Source organism: Nocardioides sp., from assembly GCF_036267815.1.
Lineage (GTDB): Bacteria > Actinomycetota > Actinomycetes > Propionibacteriales > Nocardioidaceae > Nocardioides.
This window is the reverse complement of record NZ_DATAVI010000035.1, coordinates 1-23060: the sequence shown is the minus strand read 5'-3', so window position 1 is coordinate 23060 and position 23060 is coordinate 1. Positions and strand designations below refer to the sequence as shown.

Annotated in this window: 25 protein-coding genes and 1 pseudogene; 11 read left to right on the top strand and 15 right to left on the bottom strand. The window is 68.4% G+C overall.

All coding sequences use genetic code 11. The annotated features are described in order from the left end of the window. Positions 1-189 precede the first annotated feature (189 nt). Entirely contained in the window at positions 190-1170 is a 981-nt protein-coding gene (locus VHW64_RS05450) for a 2-oxo acid dehydrogenase subunit E2 (protein ID WP_329649499.1), read from the top strand. 108 nt (positions 1171-1278) lie between these two features. Here the strand turns inward: VHW64_RS05450 and VHW64_RS05445 are convergent, their stop codons facing one another. Continuing rightward, positions 1279-1746 (bottom strand): hypothetical protein, encoded by a 468-nt coding sequence (locus VHW64_RS05445; RefSeq protein ID WP_329649498.1) that lies wholly within the window; start codon positions 1744-1746, stop codon positions 1279-1281. 253 nt (positions 1747-1999) lie between these two features. On the opposite strand from VHW64_RS05445, the gene VHW64_RS05440 reads away from it, so the two are divergent. After that, on the top strand, positions 2000-2701 hold the full coding sequence (locus VHW64_RS05440) for a Type 1 glutamine amidotransferase-like domain-containing protein (RefSeq protein WP_329649497.1): 702 nt from the start codon (positions 2000-2002) through the stop codon (positions 2699-2701). A gap of 117 nt (positions 2702-2818) precedes the next feature. Here the strand turns inward: VHW64_RS05440 and VHW64_RS05435 are convergent, their stop codons facing one another. The 5 genes and pseudogenes from VHW64_RS05435 to VHW64_RS05415 form a co-directional block, all read right to left on the bottom strand. Beyond that, positions 2819-3181: a YciI family protein gene (locus tag VHW64_RS05435; protein ID WP_329649496.1), complete on the bottom strand. Its 363-nt coding sequence runs from the start codon at positions 3179-3181 to the stop codon at positions 2819-2821. A 128-nt stretch (positions 3182-3309) separates the two neighbouring features. Next, complete coding sequence (locus VHW64_RS05430) at positions 3310-3483, bottom strand: hypothetical protein (RefSeq protein WP_329649495.1); 174 nt, start codon at positions 3481-3483, stop codon at positions 3310-3312. A gap of 28 nt (positions 3484-3511) precedes the next feature. Further along, a pseudogene (locus VHW64_RS20280) lies at positions 3512-4036 on the bottom strand (SCO6745 family protein); the annotation flags it as partial. Positions 4037-4129: 93 nt separating this feature from the next. Then, complete coding sequence (locus VHW64_RS05420) at positions 4130-4777, bottom strand: response regulator transcription factor (RefSeq protein WP_329649493.1); 648 nt, start codon at positions 4775-4777, stop codon at positions 4130-4132. Then, a complete protein-coding gene (locus tag VHW64_RS05415) occupies positions 4770-6653 on the bottom strand; it encodes a sensor histidine kinase (protein WP_329649492.1) in 1884 nt (627 codons plus the stop codon). The genes VHW64_RS05420 and VHW64_RS05415 overlap by 8 nt, the downstream gene beginning before the upstream one ends. Before the next feature lie 67 nt (positions 6654-6720). On the opposite strand from VHW64_RS05415, the gene VHW64_RS05410 reads away from it, so the two are divergent. Then, entirely contained in the window at positions 6721-7398 is a 678-nt protein-coding gene (locus VHW64_RS05410; protein ID WP_329649491.1) for a hypothetical protein, read from the top strand. A 137-nt stretch (positions 7399-7535) separates the two neighbouring features. Further along, complete coding sequence (locus tag VHW64_RS05405; protein WP_329649490.1) at positions 7536-8246, top strand: SGNH/GDSL hydrolase family protein; 711 nt, start codon at positions 7536-7538, stop codon at positions 8244-8246. 733 nt (positions 8247-8979) lie between these two features. On the opposite strand, the gene VHW64_RS05400 is transcribed toward VHW64_RS05405, so the two are convergent. The 7 genes from VHW64_RS05400 to VHW64_RS05370 all read right to left on the bottom strand — a co-directional run bounded on the left by VHW64_RS05400 (position 8980) and on the right by VHW64_RS05370 (position 14798). After that, positions 8980-9885, bottom strand: coding sequence for an NAD(P)-dependent oxidoreductase (locus VHW64_RS05400; protein WP_329649489.1), 906 nt, complete (start codon positions 9883-9885; stop codon positions 8980-8982). Between the two features lie 374 nt (positions 9886-10259). Next, positions 10260-11066 carry a YoaK family protein gene (locus VHW64_RS05395; protein WP_329649488.1) on the bottom strand — a complete coding sequence of 269 codons (807 nt, stop codon included), beginning with the start codon at positions 11064-11066 and terminating at the stop codon, positions 10260-10262. Between the two features lie 49 nt (positions 11067-11115). After that, positions 11116-12006, bottom strand: a complete 891-nt coding sequence (locus VHW64_RS05390; protein WP_329649487.1) for an aldo/keto reductase — start codon at positions 12004-12006, stop codon at positions 11116-11118. Between the two features lie 31 nt (positions 12007-12037). Further along, a complete protein-coding gene (locus tag VHW64_RS05385) occupies positions 12038-12250 on the bottom strand; it encodes a hypothetical protein (protein WP_329649486.1) in 213 nt (70 codons plus the stop codon). 54 nt (positions 12251-12304) lie between these two features. Beyond that, on the bottom strand, positions 12305-12922 hold the full coding sequence (locus VHW64_RS05380) for a TetR/AcrR family transcriptional regulator (protein ID WP_329649485.1): 618 nt from the start codon (positions 12920-12922) through the stop codon (positions 12305-12307). Further along, positions 12919-13824, bottom strand: a complete 906-nt coding sequence (locus VHW64_RS05375) for an NAD(P)-dependent oxidoreductase (protein ID WP_329649484.1) — start codon at positions 13822-13824, stop codon at positions 12919-12921. The genes VHW64_RS05380 and VHW64_RS05375 overlap by 4 nt, the downstream gene beginning before the upstream one ends. Beyond that, positions 13821-14798 (bottom strand): aldo/keto reductase, encoded by a 978-nt coding sequence (locus VHW64_RS05370; RefSeq protein ID WP_329649483.1) that lies wholly within the window; start codon positions 14796-14798, stop codon positions 13821-13823. Before VHW64_RS05370 ends, VHW64_RS05375 begins: the two co-directional genes overlap by 4 nt. Before the next feature lie 222 nt (positions 14799-15020). Between VHW64_RS05370 and VHW64_RS05365 the strand changes: the two genes are divergently transcribed. Together VHW64_RS05365 and VHW64_RS05360 are read left to right on the top strand one after the other, a co-directional pair. Next, positions 15021-15785, top strand: coding sequence for an SDR family NAD(P)-dependent oxidoreductase (locus VHW64_RS05365; RefSeq protein WP_329649482.1), 765 nt, complete (start codon positions 15021-15023; stop codon positions 15783-15785). Between the two features lie 22 nt (positions 15786-15807). Further along, entirely contained in the window at positions 15808-16146 is a 339-nt protein-coding gene (locus VHW64_RS05360; RefSeq protein WP_329649481.1) for a DUF6928 family protein, read from the top strand. A 203-nt stretch (positions 16147-16349) separates the two neighbouring features. On the opposite strand, the gene VHW64_RS05355 is transcribed toward VHW64_RS05360, so the two are convergent. Next, on the bottom strand, positions 16350-16895 hold the full coding sequence (locus VHW64_RS05355; RefSeq protein WP_329649725.1) for a helix-turn-helix domain-containing protein: 546 nt from the start codon (positions 16893-16895) through the stop codon (positions 16350-16352). 80 nt (positions 16896-16975) lie between these two features. Between VHW64_RS05355 and VHW64_RS05350 the strand changes: the two genes are divergently transcribed. Continuing rightward, positions 16976-18013, top strand: a complete 1038-nt coding sequence (locus VHW64_RS05350) for an aldo/keto reductase (RefSeq protein ID WP_329649480.1) — start codon at positions 16976-16978, stop codon at positions 18011-18013. Between the two features lie 93 nt (positions 18014-18106). Here the strand turns inward: VHW64_RS05350 and VHW64_RS05345 are convergent, their stop codons facing one another. Further along, on the bottom strand, positions 18107-18793 hold the full coding sequence (locus VHW64_RS05345; RefSeq protein WP_329649479.1) for an SDR family NAD(P)-dependent oxidoreductase: 687 nt from the start codon (positions 18791-18793) through the stop codon (positions 18107-18109). A gap of 100 nt (positions 18794-18893) precedes the next feature. Here VHW64_RS05345 and VHW64_RS05340 point away from each other — a divergent pair, with 100 nt between their 5' ends. The 4 genes from VHW64_RS05340 (at position 18894) to VHW64_RS05325 (ending at position 23013) form a co-directional block, all read left to right on the top strand. Beyond that, positions 18894-19505: a PadR family transcriptional regulator gene (locus VHW64_RS05340; RefSeq protein ID WP_329649478.1), complete on the top strand. Its 612-nt coding sequence runs from the start codon at positions 18894-18896 to the stop codon at positions 19503-19505. After that, positions 19502-20236, top strand: coding sequence for an ABC transporter ATP-binding protein (locus tag VHW64_RS05335; RefSeq protein WP_329649477.1), 735 nt, complete (start codon positions 19502-19504; stop codon positions 20234-20236). Before VHW64_RS05340 ends, VHW64_RS05335 begins: the two co-directional genes overlap by 4 nt. Beyond that, the gene (locus tag VHW64_RS05330; RefSeq protein ID WP_329649476.1) at positions 20233-22053 is read left to right on the top strand and encodes an ABC transporter permease; all 1821 of its coding nucleotides are present in this window, start codon (positions 20233-20235) and stop codon (positions 22051-22053) included. The genes VHW64_RS05335 and VHW64_RS05330 overlap by 4 nt, the downstream gene beginning before the upstream one ends. 315 nt (positions 22054-22368) lie before the next feature. Beyond that, complete coding sequence (locus VHW64_RS05325) at positions 22369-23013, top strand: DUF4232 domain-containing protein (RefSeq protein WP_329649475.1); 645 nt, start codon at positions 22369-22371, stop codon at positions 23011-23013. The last annotated feature ends 47 nt before the right edge of the window (positions 23014-23060 follow it).

Below are 23060 nucleotides of genomic sequence, written 5' to 3'. Positions count from 1 at the left end.
ACCGCGCTAGCTTCGTATGGCGTCACCGGGGTGGGCCTGGAGTGGACCCGGGGTGGACCCGGGGTGGACCTGGGGTGGTCTGGCGTCGCCGGGTCCCATAGCCTGAGCCTCGGATGTCGCAGCGCCCGGCACCGCCGAGCCGGGTGCATCCAAGACTCTTGGGGGAGGCCCGTGCCGCGCGTGCTCCGCATGCCTGAGGTCGCGACCGGCGCAGGCGATGGCGTGCTGGCCGCGTGGCTCGTCGACGAGGAGGCGCGCTTCGACGCCGCCCAGACCATCGCGTACGTCGAGACCGACGACGAGCTGTTCAGTGTCGAGGCCGGGCGCCCCGGGCTGTTGCTCAAGACCCTCGTCGAGCCCGGCACCCGGGTGGCGCCGGGGACGCCGATCGGCGTCCTGGGCGAGCCCTGGGAGCGGGTGCAGGACGTCGAAGCGGTGCTGGCCGAGCTCGGCGTCGCCGGGCGGCAGCGCCAGACGGCACCCTCGTGGTTCGACGCCTCGGCACCGTCCTCGCCGTTGCCCGAGCCGCCGGAGCCCCGATCTGGTGTCCTCTCGGCGCCGGAGGCCACGCCCTTGACGGTGGTGGCCGAGATGATCCCGCTCGAGGTCGAGCCGCTGCTGGCAGATCTTCCCGAGGAGCCCCGGCGCGGCGCCCATGCGGCGCCGACCCAGGCGACGGCGCAGGTGCCGGCGCAGGTGCCGGCGCAGGTGCCGGCCCAGGTGCCGGCCGAGCCGGCGACGCTCCAGCACCACTACCTGCGCGCCCGCGTCCGAGTCGACCGCCTGGTCGCGCTGTCGGAGCAGCTCGACCGGTCCGACTCGGGGGTCACCGACCTGGTCGTCCGGGCGGTCGCCGCGGCCCATCGTCAGGTGCCGCAGCTCGCGGTGGCGCACCTCGACGACGGCGTCGCCACGGGCATCCCGGTCAGCGACCCTGGACGCTTCGGTGTCGAGGAGGCCGCGCCGATCATCCCGGCGGGTCAGTCCGCCGCTCTGGCGTTGGGGGCGGTCCGCGACGAGCCGGTGGTCGAAGGGGGAGCGGTCGTGCCGGGCAAGGTGCTGACCGTGACCCTGTCGGTGCGTCCGGGCCGGGTCGACGACGTCCAGGCCGCGCGCTGGCTCGCCGTCCTCGTCGCCCTCCTCGAACGCCCCGAGTGGCTCCTCGACTAAGCGCCGAGTCGGCGCAAGTGTGCGCCGAATTCGCGCCGAGTCGGCATAAGTGTGCGCCGAATTCGCGCCGAGTCGGCATATGACGACTCGGCGTTTAGGGGCGGCGGATCAGTACCACAGAGACCGCGGCCACCAGACCAGCAGCCCCAGGATCGGAATGAAGGCGATGGCTCCCAGGAGCAGTACCGACACCACGACCCCGGACCTGCCGAGGGCCTTCCCCAGGACTCCGCACTGCAAGCCGAGCACGTTCAACCAGGCGACGCTCACGGCCGCGGCGAGCATTCCACCGATGCCGACCATCGCGAACCCGCCATCGCTGCCGAGTCTGATGATCTCCGGGTAGCCGTGAAGCGCGGAGATGGCCACGACTCCCATCAACACGCCTCCGACCGCGAGGAGGGCGCCCGCCATGCCTGCCGCGACCACAGGGACGATCGTCGTCGCGGCCCCCCCGCGGGCCGCGACGAACGGGCCGCCGGCGGAGTCCGAGCGGTCCGCGATTCCCGACCCGACCACGTCGCCGACGACGGAGGCGGTGAGGAGCAACCGGTCGGGGGAGTCTTGCGCCGTCATCTAGGCGACGCTGTCGCAGCGCTCTGCGGACACCACCTCGATCCGCACCCGACGCCACGCCTCGTAGTCGTCGTCGGTGATGCACGCGGCCATGTCCACCTGGTCGAATCTAGGGGCGCGGCCAACGGGTGTGGGACGTGCGTCCTGCGAGAACGTCGTCCGACCGCGTCGGATCGGCGCGGTGCCGTTCGTAGAACTACTGTCCGGCCACCCGTGTCGTCCTGCCCTCAGGACCTCCTGACAGGAGAACACCGTGAAGCTCCTTCTCACCTCCGGCGGCGTGTCGAACGCCAGCATCCGGGACGCCCTCGTCGAGCTGCTCGGCAAGCCCATCGCCGAGTCGACGGCGCTGTGCATCCCGACGGCGATGTACGGACATCCGAGGGTCGGCCCCGGCGTGAAGGCCTGGCAGTTCGTCAGCGGGAACTCCCAGAACCCGATGGTCGACCTCGGCTGGAAGTCCGTCGGAGTGCTGGAGCTCACCGCTCTCCCCAGCCTCGAGGAGGATCAGTGGGTGCCGCTGGTCCGTGAGGTCGATGCCCTGGTCGTCGCCGGTGGTGACGTCCTCTACCTGTGCCACTGGATGCGCGAGTCGGGGCTGGCCGAGCTGCTGCCGTCGCTCGCCGAGACGGTGTGGGTGGGTCTCAGCGCGGGGAGCATGGTGATGACCCCCGTGGTCGGTGACGACTTCATCCAATGGCGACCGCCCTCGGGCGACGACACCACCTTGGGCGTCGTCGACTTCTCTATCTGCCCGCACCTCGCGGACGACGGCATGCCGGGCAACTCCATGGCCGAGGCGGTGCAGTGGGCGGCCGGCATCCCGAACCCGGCGTACGCGATGGACGACCGGACGGCGATCGTGGTCGTGGATGGCAACGTCGAGTTCGTCTCCGAGGGGCGTTGGGAGCCGTTGGTCACCCTGACGTCCGGGAGCGGTCACACCGGGCCGTAGCCGCTGCGTCGGCAAGCGCCGCGCATTCCCATCTGTCCCAGGTGCCAAGTGAGCATGCCCGCGGGCCAGACCTGCTCGGTCCGGCCCGCGCGTGGCTGGTCGGCTCGAAGGCCCGGCTCAGTCGCCGGGGGTCTCCGGCCCGGTGGAGATCTGGCGCAGCGTCGAGATCACGGTGACCTCGGGCCAGTACTTCGCGTGCAGCTGGGCGAACTCCTCCTGGTCGGCGACGGCCAGCTCGAGGGTGTCGTACTGCATGATCGCCCACCCGCCGACGACCTCCTTGGCCTCGGCGTAGGGACCGTCCACCCGGCTGACCACGCCCTCGCGAACGACGAAGTTCACGGCGTCCTCGGTGCCGTAGAGACCGCCACCGTCGAGGAACACGCCCTTGGCCGCCTGGTCGCCGATGTAGGTGTCCATCGCGTCGAACAGTGCCTGCGGCGGCGTACCGACGCCCTCTTCAATCCTCACGAATCCCATGAAACGTGGCATCTCGATCACTCCTACGGGGTTGCTGGTGGTTGCTGTCTCATACCTACGTCGAACAGCTCCCGAGCTCTTCGACAACGACCTCGACGATTCTTCCAATCTTCTCCCGGTCGGTGCGACTACTGGGACCCGGTGGCCTGAAGTCGCCCGGAGACGGGCTCGAGCAGCGCGATCGGCTCGTCCAGCTCGCCGGCCTCGAGCGCGTCGTACGGCGTCTGCGCGAGCGCGTCGGTGACCGACTCGATCCGATCCTTGGTCGTACCGCCCGGCCCCGATGAAGCGGCCGCCCGCATCGAGGAGACCTCGGTGGCGCAGCCCGTCCATCACCGCCGCCAAACGGGTCTTCGGGAGGTCGTGGATGCGGCCGAACGACTCCGCCGGGTAGATCTCCTGGTCGAGGGCGCAGAGCACGTGGGCCTCGGGCCCGCCGATGCGCTCGGTGACCAGGGCGGCGATGTGGCCGTCGCCGCGCTGCTCGCGAAGCATGTTCGCGGCGTACCAGAGCCGGGCCACCGGCTCGTCGGGCACCCGGGAGCGTGCGGAGTCCGGCATACATCACCGGCCCTCGGTCGGCACGCCGGTTGCGGCCTTGGCGAGGAGCTCGGCGGCACGGGTCAGCTCGGGAGAGTCGACGAGGTCGCCCAGGATCCGGCGCAGCGCGGCGACGCAGCCACGCTGACGGGCGGCCTGCGCCTCCTCGGGGGTCGTCGTGTCCCAGACCTTCGGGATGTGGCGGGCCACCTCCCCGTCGGCGAAGTCGTAGCACGCCGCGTGCACGACCTCGGCCGGCACCCGACCGAGCGGGGCCGAGCGTCCCGCGAAGTAGCCGTCCCAGTAGCCGCGCAAGCCGGGTGCCCTTCGGGATGAGGGTCAGCTTCTCCTCTTGCGCTCAGACGTCGAGTCGCTGCTGCAGGATGGGGAAGGGGCGCGCTGGGGTCGTCATCCGCGGCTGCCGAGGCCGGCTCTGCGGGCGAGGGCGACGGCCTCCGAACGATCGTTCACACCCAGTTTCGTCAGGATCATGGAGATGTTGTTGCGTGCGGTCTTCGGCGAGACATCGAGCCTGACGCCGATGGCTGCCGGGCTGAGCCCATCGGCCATCGCGGCGAGCACGTCGTGCTCGCGTTTGGTTAGCCCCGGGATCGCCGGTCCGGCTGGGTCGATGGTTGCTCGTCCCACCACCTTGGCCGCGACGGCGCCGCCGAACACGGAGTGCCCCTCGGCGGCGGCCACCACCGCGGATCGAAGCTCTCCCCTACCAGCACCCTTGAGTAGATATCCGCGGGCTCCGGCGCGGAGTGCGGCAAGCACGGAGTCGTCGTCGTCATACATCGTCAGCACGACTACCCCGGTCTCCGGTAGGGCTCGAAGAATCTCGCGCGTTGCGGCGACCCCTCCCATGCGTGGCATCTCGAGGTCCATCACCACCACGTCGGGCCGGTGACGAAGCGCGGCTTCGAGGGCCTGCTTCCCATCTGCAGCTTCCGCAACCACCTGAAATCCCTTCTCGCCGGAGAGGACGCCGACGAGACCTGCGCGCACAAGGTCGTGGTCATCGACGATCAGCACGCGAATGGGGTCACTCATGGCCGTACTCTCCTGAGGCATCGAGCGGGATGGACGCCACGATCCTCCAGCCGCCGTCAGGGTATGGGCCGGCCCGAAAGATGCCGCCGAGCTCCTCAACCCGATGACGCATGGACTCCAGCCCGGTACCTTCCGAGCTTCCGACAGCACTGACGCCGTCGTTGGTGACAGCAAGTGTTGCCTCGCTGCCGATCGCGAGGCATACATTGCACTCGGTCGCCGATGCATGGCGTACCACGTTGGTGATCGCCTCCTCGGCGATGCGAAGAAGCGCCACCTCGGCCGCCGCTGGCAAGCGCCCGCCCGTTGCGACGGTGTGGTCGAAGGTGACGCGCAGCCCGCCACGTCCAGCTCTGTCGACGGCTTCACCGACCGCACCGACCAAGCCGACCTCGTCGAGCCTCGGCGGACGGAGACCCGCGACAAGACGACGCACGCTGCCGAGCGCGTCGTAGACCTCTGCCCGCAACATCTCCAGCGACAAGGCAACGTCCGGGCGATCGACCGTCTCGCTCGCAACGTCGAGTCCGAGCGCGATACCTGTCAACTGCGGGCCCAGGCCGTCATGAAGGTCCATACGAAGCCGCCGGCGTTCCTCCTCGCGTGCCGCGACAACCTGCTCACGCGAAGCCTGAAGGTCGTCGGCAAGGGCAATGGGCTCGAGAACGAGAGCCGCATGAGCCGCCAAGTCAGAGATCAACCGACGTTCCCGGCGCCGCAACGCATCTTCACCGCGGCGCAGTCCGACGGTGAGCTCACCGAGCTCACGGTTACGGTGGACGATCGAGAACCTGGCCGACGGGCCCTCGGCGACACCCGCGACGACGGCGCGCGCCGGTTCGCCATACTCGATCTGGACCCAGGGGACGTGAAGGGCGTCCCGCATTCTCCCGACGTAGGACTGGATGACCCCCTGCGGAGTCGACGCACCCGCAAACTCCGCGGTGAGACCGGCCACGGCGGCGTAGGGGTCACCAGTGGAGCCGTAGACGAACCGGTCGACACGACGTTGTAGCCACGCTCGTGCCGGAGCGAGTGCAATCACCGAGATCGCTGCGGCGCCGAACGCAGGAACACTGTCCGAGTCAACCCCGGAAAGAGTCGCGACCCCGACGGCAGCGACAAACACCCCGACGACCAAACTTGTCAGCAGCCCATAGAGGAGGGTGCGGCGCAGAACCAGGTCGAGCCCATAGACCTGGTGACGCAACGTCGCCGCGGTCACGACTGCCAACTCGACCAACGTCAGTCCGAGCCCGACGGCCGCACCGACCGGCGTCGGTAGCAGGACAACCGCCGGGATCGTCACCACCGTGACCGAGACACCGACGACGAGCAACCAGCTCAACACCCTTCGGTCGTCTCCTCGGGCGTTCCTCCAGCGCATCCACAGCACACCGATGGCCAGCACGGCTGAGGGACCGAAGAAGACGGGCACCAAGGTGACGTCGACCGCAGCGACCGGAATGCCAACGACGGCCAACGCAATGGACAGCATGCTGAGCCACCGAAGCCAGTTCCGCGGGAGCAGACCGTCCGGATAGAACGCATACATCGCCATCAGAACCGGTTGCTCCACAACCTCGGCCGCGGCGGCGATTCCGCCGAACATCGTGCCCCCCGCAGCGGAGTCGAGCACAGCGGCGACCCAGTGGCCGGCCCCTGCCAGCAACGCCAGCCAGCCGAACAACACCTTGGGTCTGTGGCGCGCGAGATAGAGCCCCGGGACCGTCCACGCGAGTCCCGACGCCAGGTTGAGCAGCACTGGTCCGGACATCGTGACGACAAGTGTGCCGTCCCGCGGTCCCTCAATGGCCGGGATCCATCCCGGGTCAACCGGGAAAGCCTCCCGCTCGGCCGGCCGCGTTGCCCTCACACCCCGGGAACATGCCAGACCAGTCTCGACTCAGGTCCCCGCACAACGACACCCGCAAGGAGCGCACATGAAGGCCATCGCACTCGTCTGGATAGCGGGCGGAACACTCTGGCTCGCCGCCGGACTCGTCAATGACGGCACCCATGAGGCGATCTGGCTCGCGTCGGACACCCTCATCGCCATCGGAATCGCCGGACTCTGGCGTGCCAACCTCCACTCGAGCCGTCGGCTCGGGGTCGCCGGGCTTGCACTAACTACCCTCGGCCGCGCCGCCTTTGTTGTCGCCGAGATCGTCTCCGCAATCAACGGAAACGACGAGAACGCCCTGCTGCCCGTAGGTGCACTCGCCACCGCGATCGGCATGAGCCTGTTTGGCATCGCGGTCTTCCGCACCCACACCCTCGACGCCCTCGGCCGCTTCGTGCCACTGACCGTCGGGCTCTACCCGTTCGCAGCCATGTTCCCAATCGTCATCGTGACCGGAGAGCCTTCGTCGCTAGCCATCTCCCTGTGGGGTGTTCCCATCGCGCTCCTCGGCGCAGCGCTAGCACCCAAGACAGTCGCCGCCCCGACACCTGGCCGTGCACGATCGTCCAGCCCCCGGCGACCGGCACCAGGGATGCCGCCAGAAGCCGGTCACGCGCGTGACAGCCCCGACGTGGCTCCCATACTCAATTGGAAGTCTCTCGGCACGGACCTACGACGGGCATCCGGACGCTTCCGCCAGTGGAAGGCACCCCAATGACTTCAATGTCACTAGTCCGCCAGGCGCTGCTCGTCGTTGTCCTGACAGTCTGCGCCTCTTCCTGTTCGTCGGGGTCGGGCTCCAGCGACGCCGCGAAGGCCCCGACCGCGCCTGACGCGAGGTACCCCTCGTCGATCGTGGCACTCGGTCACTCCGGTCTCACCGGCTACGACTCCGACCCGCAGCAGCCGCAGAGCGATGTCCTGGACAACTCCTGGGCGACCGGGACGAACCCGAAGGTCGACAGCATCTACCAGCGGATCGTGGCGCTCAACCCTGAAGCCAAGGGCCACGTCGCGAACTTCGCCGTCGACGGCTCCGGCGTGGACAGCCTTCCCTACCAGGAGACGGAGGCCGCGGCGGTCACGCCGACCCCTCAGCTGGTGATCATCCAGTCGATCGACAACGACATCAAGTGCGACGGCACCGACCCGCAGAACTACGGCCCCTACCGACGCAAGCTAACCGCCGTCATGAACTCGATCACACAGGACCTGCCAGGCGCGAAGATCTTCTTCGTCTCCCAGTGGGCCAGCGTCAAGGACTACGACCGCACCGTCAAGCGGATCGACCCCGATCACATCACCGGCACAGGTCTCTGCGACCCGATCGACCTACAGACGCGCAAGCCCGAACCGCAACACGAGGCCTACCTCCAGAGCCTGGTCGACCACTACTTCGGCATCATCACCGCGGTGTGCGCGAAGTACCCGACCTGCCGCACCGACCATGGAGCTATGCAAGAGATGAAGCTCCAGAAGGGCGACCTCGCCGCGGGCCTCGACCATCTCTCGGTGACCGGACATCGGAAGATGGCCGCGCTGGCCTGGCGGGCCTTCTACGGCTGAGGGCTCGGGTGCAGTACCCGGTGACAGGCGGACGCAGGCTTATCCGCCGCCTGTCGGCGCGGCGAGAACGGCGCTCCTCTGCTGCTGACCTGGCAGGAGGGGAACCGATGACACCGTCGCGCCGGCACCGCTTGTCAGGATCGCTGTTGATGCAACTGCCCGACAAGGGACACAACCCCGCCTTATGTTCATCCGACGCGAAAGGCAATGAGGATGGTCTGGGGACGGCCGCGCTGGCGCTCGGTGGCTGCGGCGGGACAAGCGACCCTGCCAGTCCCACACAGGCATTGATCGAACCGCCGACGCGTGCGGACATTTGGGCAGCGCCGGCGCCACGTACGGGGCGAGTACGGCGAGCGCGCAGGACTTCGGACTCTCGTGACAGCTCTCGGGTACTCCGTCGAAGGGGTGCAAGACAGGGGGGACCCCGACCTAGTAGCGGCCGCGAACCGGATGGACCACGCGATGAACGCGGACGACGCCATCGCCGCTGCACTTTCCGGATTTCGTCAAGACCTGCTCGACCAACCGACCGATGAGGTGGTCATGTCGCCGCCAATCAACCGGGTCACACGAGGGTCCCGACTGAGCCGTCACCACAGAGGGCGTCCGACTCGTGATCGCGACAGGCGCACCGCCGAGCCTCGCGAGCACCGGACCCTTCGCCGCGGGCGCACCTACGACCTGCGGACTCTGCGAGCGGCCCGTGTGTGAGCATGCGGGAGCACCATTGTCAGGAGGGCCGCGCTCCTGGGTGTGGCAGCACGTCGCGCCAGGAGTGCTGTGGCTCGAAGCCGAGGAGGTCGCGGGCCTTGTCGATGGCGTAGAAGGTCTCGTCGCGGGCCATCTCCCGGCGCACCTCCACCCCGTCGTAGAAGCGGTTCTGGATCTCCTTCGTCGTCGCGGCTACCGACATGTCGGCGTTGGCGACGTTGAAGACCTCATATCCCAGCCCGTCTGTCTCCAGACAGCGCTGCACCATCTGGCCCAGGTCGCGGACGTCGATGTAGGCGAAGAGGTTGCGGCGCCGCAGCGACGGGTCGGCGAGGAAGGGCGGGAACATTTCGGCGTACTCGTGCGGCTCGATGACGTTGTTGATCCGTAGGCCGTAGACGTCTGCCCCGGTACGGGCCTGGAAGGAGCGTGCCGTCACCTCGCCGGCGACCTTCGACATCGCGTAGGCGTCCTCGGGGACCGTCGGGTGGTCCTCGTCGACCGGCACGTAGAGCGGGCGCCGCTCGCCCTGGGCGAAGCAGATCCCGTAGGTCGTCTCCGAGGAGGCGAACACGATCTTGCGCACCCCCAGCCGGGTCGCAGCCTCGAGCACGTTGTAGGTGCTGAGGACGTTCGTCGCATACGTCGCCGCGTCCGACCTGAGCAGGATCGCCGGAACCGCGGCGAAGTGCACGACGGCGTCGTAGGTGGGCTTCTCGGGCAGTTCCAGCTCCTCGAACGTCGCCAGCCCGGCGACCGCGGAGTAGGTCTCACCCGCGTCGGTCAGGTCCACCCGCAGATCAGCCACGGCCGGATGCGCCAGCGGGACGAGGTCGGCGTTGGTGACGTGGTGGCCGTGCTGGGCGAGGTACGGCGCGACGTGCCTGCCGGCCTTGCCGCTGCCACCTGTGAAGAAGATCCGCATGATCCAACGTACGCGCAAACGCATGGCCGGGGCAGCCTGACCGAGCCGGGTCGCCCGCTCTCGCGCATGCTGATCAAGCGGATCAGGTCGCCGATCCTACGAGAGGTGCTGGACGCCATCGGCGCCGCCACCGTCCAGAAGGTCAGTCAGTGGGTCGAGGAAGTCCTGCGCCGTTGCCGGCGCGAAGGGGTTCGTGGCGGTGTGTTGACCCGGCTGCTTTGCTGCCATCGAGCAGAGACAACGGCGATTCGCTCCACGGCCTGTGGCGCCGACGAAGGTGCGCCATTGCGGAGGGGACGCGGAGGGTATTGCCGTTCCAGGTCACACGACGAGTCGAGATGTCCCTTCGCTTCCTAGGTCGAGAGGAGTCTGTCCTATCCCCACGCTTCCGAGGTCGGACGACGGATGGCGACGTGGGCGCCGACCGCGACGGAGGCCAGCAGCGCGGCAGCAATCCAGAGCGGCGCGGACGGGCCTAGCCAACGCAGGAGAGCGCCGCCGACCAGGGCGCCGCCGAGCATCGCGAGCACGGGCAGCAGTCGTCTGAAGCGCACTTTGACGGACGTGGCGTCTGCGACGAGTCCGGTCACGGTCAGCGTCAGCACGGTCGTGGTCAGGTCCGGCACTCCCAGCCGGCGCGCGACGGCGTTCTGGCCGCCCATGGCTCCTGCGAGCAGGCCGATCAGGACAAAGCGCGTCGTCTGGCCGCTGATGCCGGCGCCGCCGGCCACGACGGCGGCGGTCACGACCAGCACGGTCTGCGTCGTCGCCGCGACCCTCAACAGATGACCTCGGTGCGGAGGGTGCCGCAGGGACCACCGGCCGCCGGCTGCGGCCCCGAGTGTGAATGCGAGGACGGCCAATAGGCTTGCCGCCACCGAAATTCCGCCCGCGCCGGCAAGCCCGAACCCGACGAAGACGACGTTGCCCGTCATGTTGGCCACGAACACGCGCCCCAGGCTCAGGTAGCTGAACGCGTCCACGAGCCCGGTCACGATCGTGAGGAGGATCAGCAGAACGGGAAGGGGGCCCTGAACCCGATCGCTTCTCGTCCTCTGGCCCACGGATTCGGCACCAGGGCGGGGACTCGTGTCCGGTGACTGCCGCGATGGTGTTGCCGCGGACCCGGCGACCGGAGCGTTGACCAGGTCCTCGCGGCCCTCGGCGACGGCGAGGCTCACCCGTTCGACGTACTCCCCGTGCAGCTCACGCGTAGCGTCGGCGGAGACGTCATTCATCGGTAGCCCCCGGACCTGGTAGCGCGGTCTGGTTGAGCAGGCTCAGCTGGTCTGTGGTCAGGGCGAGGTTGACCGCCTCAGCGGAGGCCCGGATGGTCGCCGGCCGACTCGAGCCGGGAATCGGGATCACGACCGGGGAGCTGGCTAGCAGCCATGCCAGGGCGACCTGTTGCGGCGTGACGCCGAGCTCGCCCGCGATCTCCGCGAAGGGTCGGAACCGGGTGCCGAGGTCGGCGGCGCTCCTGATGCCGCCGAGGGGGCTCCAGGGAAGGAAGGCGATTCCGAGCTCCTCGCAGAGCCGGAGCTCGGGCTCGCTTGACCGGAAGGCCGGGGAGTACTGGTTCTGGACCGATGCCAGTCGCCCCCCGAGGATCGCTTGCGCTGTGCGGATCTGTTCGGGATCGGCGTTGGAGATGCCGGCCATCCGGATCTTGCCTGCGTCGAGGAGGTCGGCCAGGACCCCGATGGAGTCCTCGTAGGGCACGCTCGGGTCGGGACGGTGGAACTGGTAGAGGCCGATGGCGTCGACTCCCAGACGCCGAAGGGACGCCTCGCAGGCCGCTCGCAGGTGCTCGGGCGTGCCGTCGAGTGCCCATGAGCCGTCTGCTGGACGTACGTGGCCGCCCTTGGTGGCGACCAGGACGTCGGAGGCGTCGGCGCCGTAGGAGGTGAGGGCCCGGGCGACCAGGGTCTCGTTGTGCCCGACGTCGTAGCTGCCGATGTGGTACGCGTCGGCGGTGTCGATCAGGGTGATGCCGGCGTCGAGGGCGGCGTGGACGGTGGCGATGGAGCGGGACTCGTTGGGCCGTCCCTGGATGGACATCGGCATGGCGCCGAGTCCGATGGCGCTGACCTTGGTGTCGCCGATCTGACGCGGGTACATGGGGTCTCCTTCGGGGTCTGGTGGCTGAGGTCTAGCTGGCTGACAGCGGAATGAGGTTCGCGGTGTGCTGGGGCGTGCTGGCGTCGCGCAGCAGGTCGAGGACTGCGAGGAGGTCGTCGAGGGCGACCTGCCCATGGGCGGCGACGCTGCATGCCCAGTGCTCCAGGTCGGCAGCCGTGGCGGTGACCGCGAGGCGGCTGGCGTCTTCCAGGCTCAGGTCGTGGTGGTTGTGGTGGTGGTTCATCGGGATTCCTCTTTCTGGGGTTTGGATGCGCTTGCGGGCGATCGAGGGCGGTCCTCAGGCGTTTGGTCGGTCGGAGGAGATCGTGGTGATGACGGCGTCGATGACCTGCTCCGCGAATCGCTGGGTGAGGGGGGCGTGGCCGTGCAGGAGCCGGTGGTAGACGGGTCCGTAGAGCAGGTCGAGGGCGACCTCGAGATCGGTGTCGGCGGCGATCTGCCCGCGCTCGCGAGCCCGAAGTAGGAGGTCGCGGCTGGCGCTCCGCCGTGGCCCGATGAAGTGCTGCCGGTACAGCTCGGCGAACTCGGCGTCGGTCTGGGCGGCCGCCACCAGGCCAGCCACGACACGTGCGTAGGGCCGGCGCTTGAGCTGCCGGACCCATGGGCGCAGGAGGGCGAGAAGGTCGCCCCGCAGCGTGCCGGTGTCACGACCCTGCGCCGAGGCAGACGACGCCCACTCGGCTGCCAGGGCGTCGAGGGCGAGCCGCTCTTTGGAGGGCCACCATCGGTAGATGGTGGCCTTGCCGACCCCGGCACGGCGCGCGACATCGTCCATGCTCATCGAGCTCAGTCCCTGGTCGAGCAGGAGCTCCATCGCACTTGCCAGGATGGCTCGTTTGGCCGTCTCACTCCGAGGTCGTCCCCGGGGCGGGTTCTTCGCCGCGGCGCCGGTCACGACGTCGCCACCAGGTCTCCGCTGGGCGCGAGGTCCGAGAGGAGGCGGAACAGGGCCGCGATGTCGCGGTGTTCGTAGCCGACCGATCGAGCCATCGTCAGCATCGTGTCGGCGGCCGTGGTCGACGGCATGACCAAGCCCTCCTCGCGCCCGCTCTCGAGGGCGAGCCCGAGGTCCTTCTGCATCATGGCCACGTCGAACCAGGCCTCCTCGGGCAGGTCGAGAACCAGCGCCGCGCGCGCCCGGAGCATCGGGGAGCCGATCGCACTGTGGGTCAGGACATCGAGGGCCAGCTGCCGGTCGACCCCGCCGCGTTCGGCGAGCTGGACACCTTCGCTGAAGGCCAGCATCTGTACCGCGAGGCTGACGTTGATGCCGAGCTTCAGCAGCAACGCGTGCCCGACGTCACCGACGAAGGTCACCGTGCTGCCTAGCTCGCGCAGAAGCGGCTCCACGCGTTCGAACGCGTCAGCCGTGCCGCCGACCATGATCGCCAGCGTCCCGGACTCCACCGCAGGGACGCTGCCGGAGACCGGTGCGGACAGCATCCCGGCGCCGATGGCCCCGACACGCAAGGCCAGGGCGCGACTGGCGCTCGGGCTGACGGTGCTCATGTCCACGTACACCGAACCCGGCGCGAGGCCGGCCAGGATGCCGTCCGGACCATCGGTCACCGCTGCGAGTGCTGCGTCGTCGGTCACCATGCTGATCACGACGTCCGAGTGCTCGGCCGTGGTGCGCGGGGTGTCGCACCAGACCAGCCCGCGGCCGATCACGGCGCGGGCCCTGGACCGCGTTCGATTGGTTCCGACAACGCGATAACCCTGGTCGAGGAGTCGGCCGGCGATCCGGCCGCCCATCGCGCCCAGACCAACCACGCCGACGGTGCCGATGGCGGTCATGCGCTGAGCTCGGTTCGGATCGTGGCTTCGATGTCGGTCACATCGGTGTCGCTGAGCACCAGGCTTGCCGCGGTGAGGACCGATTCGACCTGGTCCGGTCGGCGGAAGCCGAGGATCGCACCGTGCACGGCGGGGTTGCGCAGTGTCCAGGCCGCGGCGACTGCGCCCGGCGTTGCGTCGTGTCGAGCGGCGACCGTGCGGAGCCGCTCCACCAGTGCCAGGTGTCGCGACAGCTGCGGTTCCCTGAACCGCCGGTCGTGCTTGCGCCAGTCGTCGTCCGGGAGACCGGCGATCCGCTCCCGCGTCATCGCACCGGTCAGGAGCCCTGACGCCATCGGCGAGTAGACGATGACACCGATGTCCTCGGCTGCGACGTACGGCAGGATCTCGTCCTCGATGTGGCGGTCGATCAGCGAGTACGGCGGCTGCAGCGTCTCCACCGGTGCGATCTGCTGGATCCGCGTGAGCTGGGCGGTGTCGAAGTTGGAGACCCCGATGTGACGCACGAGCCCCTGCTCCTTCAGCTCGGCCAGGGCCGCCCAGCCTTCTTCGATGTCGACCTCGGGGTCGGGCCAGTGGATCTGGTACAGGTCGATGGCGTCCACGCCGAGCCGGCCCAGACTTGCCTCGGCCTCACGCAGGATCGAGTCGCGTTTCAGACTGTGCAACACGCGGCCACCGGGACCGGGCACGAGCGAGGCCTTGGTGAACACATACGGGCGCTCGTCGACGCCGGCCAGCGCCCGCCCCACCACCTCTTCGGAATGCCCGAGCCCATAGGCAGCAGCTGTGTCGATCCAGTTCACCCCGAGCTCGAGAGCGCGGTGGATCGTGTCGATCGACTCCTGGTCCTCCTGCGGACCCCAGCCGAACTCCCATCCCCCACCTCCGATCGCCCACGCGCCGAAGCCCACACGAGTGATCTCGAGCCCGGTCTGTCCGAGCTGAGTCGTCGTGATCCGTGTCGTCTCCATAGGTTCTCCTCGCGTGGCTTGGTCCTGCGTCCTCAACTGCATAACAAAACGATACGGAGCGTTTCGATACGAGTCAAGAGACCCAGTGGATGTTCGACGTAGGGGAACAAGACGGCCATACACGTCCCACGCCCCCACAACCAGCAGCACTAACCTGCGCCAGTGACTGACCCCGCCCCGAGCGTTCCCTCGCTGCTCTTGCTCACCGGTCGGACCGCCCTCGTGACCGGCGCGGGCTCCGCAACTGGTATCGGTTTCGCGACTGCACGCATGCTCGGTGCGCTGGGAGCATCCGTCGCCCTCACCGCTACCAGCGACAGGGTGCACGAGCGAGCCGCGGAGCTCGCCCGGCTAGGGGTCGAGACGATCGGTCTCGTCGCCGATCTCACCGACCCGTCGGCCGTTTCGTCGACCGTCGACCACGCGCATGCAGCCCTGGGACCGATCGGGATCCTGGTGAACAACGCCGGGATGACCAGCCAGGCAAGTCCGGTCCTGGGCGACGGCATCGTCGATGACGAGTCCGGAACCATCTTGCAGCTTCCGCCGGACGCATGGCGTCAGACTCTCGCGCGCAACCTGGACACGGCATATCTGGTCACCCGAGCCGCCCTGCCCCACATGCTGTCTGCCGGTTGGGGACGGGTGGTCATGGTGGCCTCGGTCACCGGGCCGGTGATGGCGATGCGCGGGGAAGCTGGGTACGCCGCCGCGAAGGCAGGCATGGTAGGCCTGATGCGATCCGTGGCCCTCGACCACGCCGGAGACGGCGTCACCTGCAACGCCGTCGCACCCGGCTGGATCGCCACTGACAGCCAAACCACCGATGAAGCCGACCAGGCCCGAGCCACGCCGCTAGGGCGAACAGGCACACCCGATGAGGTCGCCACCGCGATCGCAACGCTGTGCCTGCCCGGGGCCGCGTACACCACCGGCCAGCTCGTGGTCGTCGACGGCGGCAACTCCATCGCCGAAGAGCGCGCCTGAGCCCTGCAGGAGACCCGGGTCAGTGAAGCCCGAGGTGGAATACGAGGCCGCGACCCGAGACGCACATCTCTACAACCCGACCATTCTTCACCCGCGCTACGTCAAGGCAGCCAAGGGACGAGCGCTGGTCCTGCTCACGCAGCGGTCCTTCAACGACATGTTTGCCCACGCCCGATGGGAGGACGGCGGACACGTCCGCTCCATCAGCGTCAACCCCGTCGGCGGGATCGTGGAAGACATCGGCGCGCACCCGGGGCCTTCGAGGCCCCGCTCTGGTGCGTTGCACACCCCGTGGATGGTGACTATCCACCGCCTTTTCACCCACTGGACCTTAGCGATGTGGCATTCCGCTTCGTCATAGGCCTGGTCCTTGATGGGAAAGCCGGACCCCGGCCCGACCGAGACGGAAGCGGTCAGACTCTCATCCTGGTCACGGGCTGGCTCGAGTGCATGAATCGCAAGCTCATGCCGCTGAATGGTGCGTCCTTCCGCTGGCTGCGGGGCGCATTTGCCACCGCGCTCTCGTGCTGAGTCGGTGACGCCGGTGGGCCAATGTCCGCGCGTTCAGGTTTGGGGGCGCGACGGGGCCGCGAGCCCGTCGAGGATCAGGTCGAGCATGCGCGGCGCCCGGTCTACCGGTGTGGATGCTGCCCGCCAAAGCGCACCGGTCAGCTGGAGGAAGTCACCGGGGTCAGCGTCTCCGCGGATGCTGTCCTCAGCCTTGCCGGAGTCGAGCAGGTCGGTGATCGCCCCGATGACCGGGCCGTAGGTGTGCTCCGTGATCGTCTGGTGGGCAGCGGGGGTCAGAGCATCGCCAAGGCCGTGCTTGCGGCGCATTGCCTCGACCAGGTCCAGCGTCCAGGCGCGCAGCGCGTCCACGGGCGGCAGATCGGCCAGTAGTCGTGGGACGGAATCGACCAATCGGTCGACCTCGTGCCGGTACACCGCCAGGACCAGATCCTCACGCGTGGGGAAGTTCCGGTACAGCGTCCCCGCACCGACGCCTGCTCGCAGCGCGACCTGGTTCATCGACGTCCTTCCGTCCTCGGCGAAGGCGTCTCGCGCGGCCTCGAGGATGCGTGCCCGGTTCTCCCGAGCGTCCGAACGCACCACCGATGACTCCCTTGATAAGTGGAGAGGTCTCCACTACGGTTAAACGGAGACCTCTCCACTAACGATATGGGAGCACCATGCGCTACATCAAGCTCGGGACCACCGGACTCGACGTCTCACCGATCGCCATCGGAGCGATGAGCTACGGCGAGCCAGACCGCGGACACCCGGCGTGGTCGTTGAGCGAAGCCGACAGCCGGACGCTCATCAAGCAAGCCCTGGAGGCCGGCATCAACTTCTTCGACACCGCCAACATGTACTCCCAGGGCTCCAGCGAGGAGATCCTCGGACGGGCGCTGCATGACTTCGCCGACCGCGACGACATCGTCATCGCCACCAAGCTGCGCCACCCGATGCGTCCCGGACCCAACGGCAAAGGCCTGTCTCGCAAGGCGATCATGACCGAGGTCGAGCACAGCCTGAGCCGGCTCGGCACCGACTACATCGACCTGTACCAGATCCATCGCATGGACACAGCAACTCCGCTGGAGGAGACCCTCGAAGCGCTGCACGACCTCGTCAAGGCCGGCAAGGTCCGTTACCTGGGGGCCTCCTCCATGCACGCCTGGGAGTTCAGCAAGGCGCTGCACCTGCAGCGCTTCCATGGCTGGGCGAGGTTCGTGTCCATGCAGGACCACTACAACCTCTTGGCCAGGGAGGAGGAGCGCGAGATGCTCCCCCTCTGCGCCGACCAAGGCGTCGGCACGATCCCCTGGAGCCCGTTGGCCCGCGGGCGCCTTGCCCGCGCCAACGACGCAGTCACCGACCGATCCTCCAGCAACGACGCTGCCTACGCCGACATGCTCTACACCCAGGAAGCGTCCGACCACGCCATCATCGAAGCGGTTGGCGTGGTCGCTTCCAGGCATGGAGTGAGCAAAGCCCAGGTCGCGCTGGCTTGGCTCCGCGCGAACCCGGTCGTCAGCGCACCACTGGTCGGCGCAACCAAGCCCTCCCAGATCGATGACGCAGTCGCCTCCATCGATCTCAAACTCACGACCGAGGAGATCGAGTCCCTCGAAGCGCCCTACACGCCGCGCTACGACCTCCAAGGCATCTCCGACGAAGCAGAACTCGCACGAATCTCCAAGGAGATGGGCATCGCACCCGCCTGAACGCCCACATTTCACTGTCCGGCACGGCGGCAGATCGCGTCCACTGATCGCCGCTCAGGATGAGTCAGTACGCCGCATGTCGGCGCTGTGAAGTCACCAGGGAAGGAGACCGTTGATGTCTTGGAAGGTGCCACTGGGTCCCTCGCCCTGGGTCGACGCCATTCGGACGATGATCTCGACGGCCTCCCCCACCGAGGCGCCCACGTCGCGGGGGATGAAGTCGGTGTTCGTCAGTCCGGGCGTCACAGAGTTCACCCGCCACCTCGGGAATGCCCGGGCGTACTGGATGGTGAGCATATTTAGCGCGGCCTTCGACATCGGATAGCCGAGCGCCGACCAAGGCGCGTCCGGCGCAGCGTTGAGGGTCAGCGACCCGACAGCGCTGCTCACATTGACGACGATGGGTGCGGCACTGCCTTCCAGCAGCGGGGTACAGGCGGCGATGAGCCGGGCCGCGCCCACGACGTTGGTCGCCAACACCCGCTCGAGGTCGGGGATGGTTGCCTTGCCTGGGGAATCCTGGTCACCAGCGATGCCGGCGTTGTTCACCAGCACATCCAGGTGAGGCGACGAGCCACGAAGGGCGGCTGCTGCAGCACGCACAGACCGATCGTCGGTGACGTCTAGCTCCACCGCGGTCGCTCCGATCTCCGAGGCGATGGCACGACCGCGATCCAAGTCGCGTGCGCCGACATAGACGTCGTGCCCGGCTGCTACGAGCCGCCTGGCCGCTTCAAGTCCGAGCCCTCGTGTGGCTCCCGAGATCAGGGTGGTGGTCATGGCGCCAGCATGACCCGTTGGTCAAACTCGCAGCCAGCAGTGCGTCACATCGCAGCGCGCCGGCGCAGTCACATGTCGATCGCGGACTGCCGTCCTGTTCATGTCCGTCGGGTCCCGCCCTCCGGTTGCTGGCCGTGCTTGCATCTTAGAGTCTAACCGTTATCCTCCTTGTGAGATAACGGTTAGGGGCGGTGTGGTGCAGCGGGAAGTTGTGCTGGCGTTGCTAGCGAAGGAGCCTTCGCACGGGTACGAGCTCCGAGCCAGAACCGAACGTGCGCTGGGTCCGTTGGCGGCGGGGTTCAATGCGGGGCAGATGTACGTGACGCTGGGCCGGTTGGAACAGTCGGGACTGGTGACGTCGACGCGGGAGGCAGTCGCCGAGCGGCCGGAGCGCCGAACCTACGAGCTCACGGCTGCAGGTCGGGAGCGGGTCGAGGAGTGGCTCACCGATGTGACCTGGCCGCGTCCGGATCTGACGGACTTCCATCTCAAGCTGGTGGTGGCAGCCGCGGGACGGTTGGCTGATCCGGTCGAGTTGGTCAGTGCGCAGCGTCGCGAGCTGGTGCGGCGGCTTCGCGACGCCCAGCGTGCGGCGATGGACGAGCCGGACGGGTCGGATGCTTCCTTGTTGCTCGAGGGTGTTGTCCTGCGGATCGAAGCCGACCTCACCTGGCTGGATGCTTGCGAGCGCGTCTGGGGTGGTGCCCCATGAGCCCGGTGGTCCGGATGATCGGGGTCTGCAAGCACTTCGGGAAGGGAGAGGCACTGGTCAGGGCTGTGGACAGCCTCGACTTCGAGGTCTCTGAAGGTGAAGCGGTGATGGTGACCGGCCCGAGTGGCTGCGGCAAGTCCACGCTGCTCCAGCTCATGGGTGGGTTGGATCTTCCGACGGCTGGCGAAGTCTGGGTCGGTGGACGTCGGATCGATCGGACGTCTGAGCGAGCCCGGGCTCGGCTGCGCCGCGAACATGTCGGCTTCGTCTTCCAAGACTTCCACCTGATGGACGAGCTGACGGCCTTGGAGAACGTCGAGCTCCCGGCGTTGCTGGCCGGCACCTCGACCGGCCGGGCGCGTCGGCGCGCATCCGCCTTGCTGGAGGAGATGGGGCTGGCCGACCGGGGACACCACAGGCCGGCGCAGCTGTCAGGGGGCCAGAAGCAGCGCGTCGCGATCGCCCGGGCGGTGGTCAACCGGCCCACGGTGCTGCTCGCAGACGAACCGACCGGGAACCTGGACAGTGTCGCGACCACCGAGGTCCTTCGACTCTTCGACACTCTGCGCGCGAACGGGCAGACCCTGGTCGTGGTTACTCACGACCAGCGCACCGCGGCCACCGCCGAACGGATCGTGTCGTTGCGCGACGGCGCAATCGTCGAGGACCACATCCTCGCCCCCAGCACCGTCAACGCTGCCGACCTTCTCTCAGGTGAGGCATTGACGTGAGCCGGATCCGTCTCGGGGCCCGCCTGGTCGGGGCCGACCTGCGTCGACGGTCCGCGGAGACTCTGCTGCTTCTGCTCGCGTTGTCGGTCGCCGCGACCACCTTGACCATCGGACTGGTCCTGCACGGTCAGACCGGCGCCCCGTACGCCCTGACCCGGAACCGCACGGCCGGCCCAGACGTGGTTGCGCTCCTCTTCCCCGCACCCGGCAAGACTCTGACCGCGGGCGACCTGAGCAGCCTCAAGGCGGAGGCGGCCCGCCCCGGCGTGGCGGCCTCTAGCCGGGCATTTCCGACCACGTGGGCGCCGATCGGGGCCCACGGAGTGAACGGCGTCGCCCAGGTCCAGGGCCGCGACCTGGCGGCGTCGTCCGTGGACCGACCTGAGGTCATCGACGGTCGATGGGTCGGTGGCCGCGGTGTCGTAGTCGAAAGGGCCTTCGCCCAGGCGATGGGGGTCACCGTGGGAGAGATGGTGGCGCTGGGGCGGCGCCAGGTTCGCGTCGTCGGGATCGCTGTCTCGGCCGCCCTTCCGCCGTACCCCCAGCTCTGCACCGTCGGCTGCATTCTCGACCGGCCCGACTGGTTCTCCGCCCAGCCCGGTCTGGTGTGGACGACCCGGCATCGGGCGGTCGCGTTGGCCAGCCCCAGCGAACCGGTGGTCTGGTTCGAGTACCTGAAGCTTCACCACCCCGACGCGGCGCGTGCGTTTGCGTCGGCCAGCACCAGCAACGGTCCGCCCCAGGGTCGCCCCCAGCTGACACCCTGGCAGGACATTGCCGGCCGCCAGGCCGAGCAGCTGGCCAACGAGCGAGTGGCGGTCGTGTTCGGAAGCACCCTGCTGATCATGCTCGCGCTGGCCACCCTCATCGTTCTGGTCGGTGGCCGCATGACCGACGAGGTACGACGGGTCGGCATGCTCAAAGCCGCCGGCGCCACCCCGGGATTCGTGACCAGACTCCTGCTTGTCTCCTACCTCTCCATCGGACTGCTCGGCGCGGCGCTCGGTATCGCGGCCGGCCGTCTCCTCGCCCCCCGACTGGTGACCCTGAGTGCGGGACTCCTCGGCCACGTCGGGGCCACCACTCTCAGCATGGCCCAAGCCTTCACCGTCACAGCGTGTGTACTCGCCGTTGTGGTCCTGGCCTGCGCCGTACCAGCGTGGCGAGCAGCCCGCACGAGCACCCTTCAGGCACTCACCGACGGCGGGCGCCCACCCCGTCGCAACCGACTCCTGGTCGCCGTATCCGCCACGATGCCTACCCCTGCCCTGCTCGGCCTGCGGCTCGCCGGCCGGCGACCCCGCCGTGCCGTGCTCACCACTCTGTCGGTCGCGGTCGCCGTCTGTGGCGCCGTCGTCGTCCTCTACGCCCAAGCCAGCCTGAACGCCGACCGCACCCACGCCGGCGGCCCGGCAGATCCCCAAGCGGCCCAGCTCCACACCGTGACCACCACCCTGACGCTGCTGCTCGCGGTCATGGCGGCGGTCAACCTGCTCTTCGTCACCAGAGCCAATGCCGCCGATGCACGCCACACCCTGGCTGTGGCACGCGCTCTGGGCGCCTCACCCGCGGAGAGCGCCGCCGCTCTCGGACTGGCCCAGCTCATCCCTGCCCTCACCGGCCTTGTCCTCGGGCTCGTCACGGGAGTCCTTCTGTTTCACACCCTGTCGAGCTCTGACCCAGTTGCGCCGCCCACAGCACACCTCATCGCGATGGCGATCCTCACCGTGATACTCGTAGCGGCCCTGACCGCTGGCCCCGCCAGGGTTGAGGCCCTCCGCCCCATCTCGAAATCCCTGCGAGACACCTCCCGGTGACTACCAGCCTGAACGCACCCGTCGGCCGATCAGCACGCTGAGCGGCGTCGCCGCGTTCAACGCTGGTGATCCCCCGGTGTAGGACGACGATGTCTGTGCGAGGCATGTGCCCGACGCTTCAAGACATGCGCGACGGCTTGGGTTGCCGGCCATGAGATCCGCCGTAGCCGCTCACTGCTACCCCGATGACAGGTGGGTCCTTTCGCTGCCCGCCGGGCGTTCGAGAGAAGTGAATCCCTGCGGAGATGAGGACGTTCACAACCAGGGAGCAGCGACCCGCGTCCCATCAGCGACCACTTCGCGGCGGGAGCCGAAATGCGCGCAGGCGTAGTTCCAACAGGGCTGCTGGTCCTGGTGCTGGGAGCGTCTCTGACCTCGTGCGGGCAGACGCAGTCCCCCGAGATCGCCTCGCCACAAGCCGAGGTCGCGCATGGGACGGCGGCCCCCCATCCCAGAGGGACTGTCGACCGCCCGGAGCCGTCGCCGACAAGGCCGAGTCCGGCACGGGCCCGTAGGTGCCATGCGGACCAGCTTCGTCTCGCAGTTGCGCTGAGCGGGTCCACGATGTCCCAACCCTTCGCCGACATCTCGATCACCAACTCTGGGACCAGCACATGCGTGCTGACCGGGTATCCACGGATCGCGCTCGCCGGCCACCTTGGGTTCCCGGACCAACCTGCTCCGGCGGAGCCCGTGGGCATCACGGTGGGCCACCGGATCTATGAACGGGTGGACCCGGGACCGCACAAGGCCCTCGTGCCAGGACACCACCACGTTTTCTTCTCGATCGGGACCGCGGACGCATACGACGGCCCGCTATTCACGCTGACCCGACTGACCGTCGTTCTTCCGGGAACGAAGCGTCCCCAGGTGCTCCCGGTCAGCCTGCTCGCCAACGGGCCGCCCGGACGGAAGATTCCGGTCGGGCTCACCGCCCTCAATGACTCGCCCCACGCGTAGGAATCCCACCGCACCTGCCCGTATGAGGTGACCCATTCCGCCGCGAG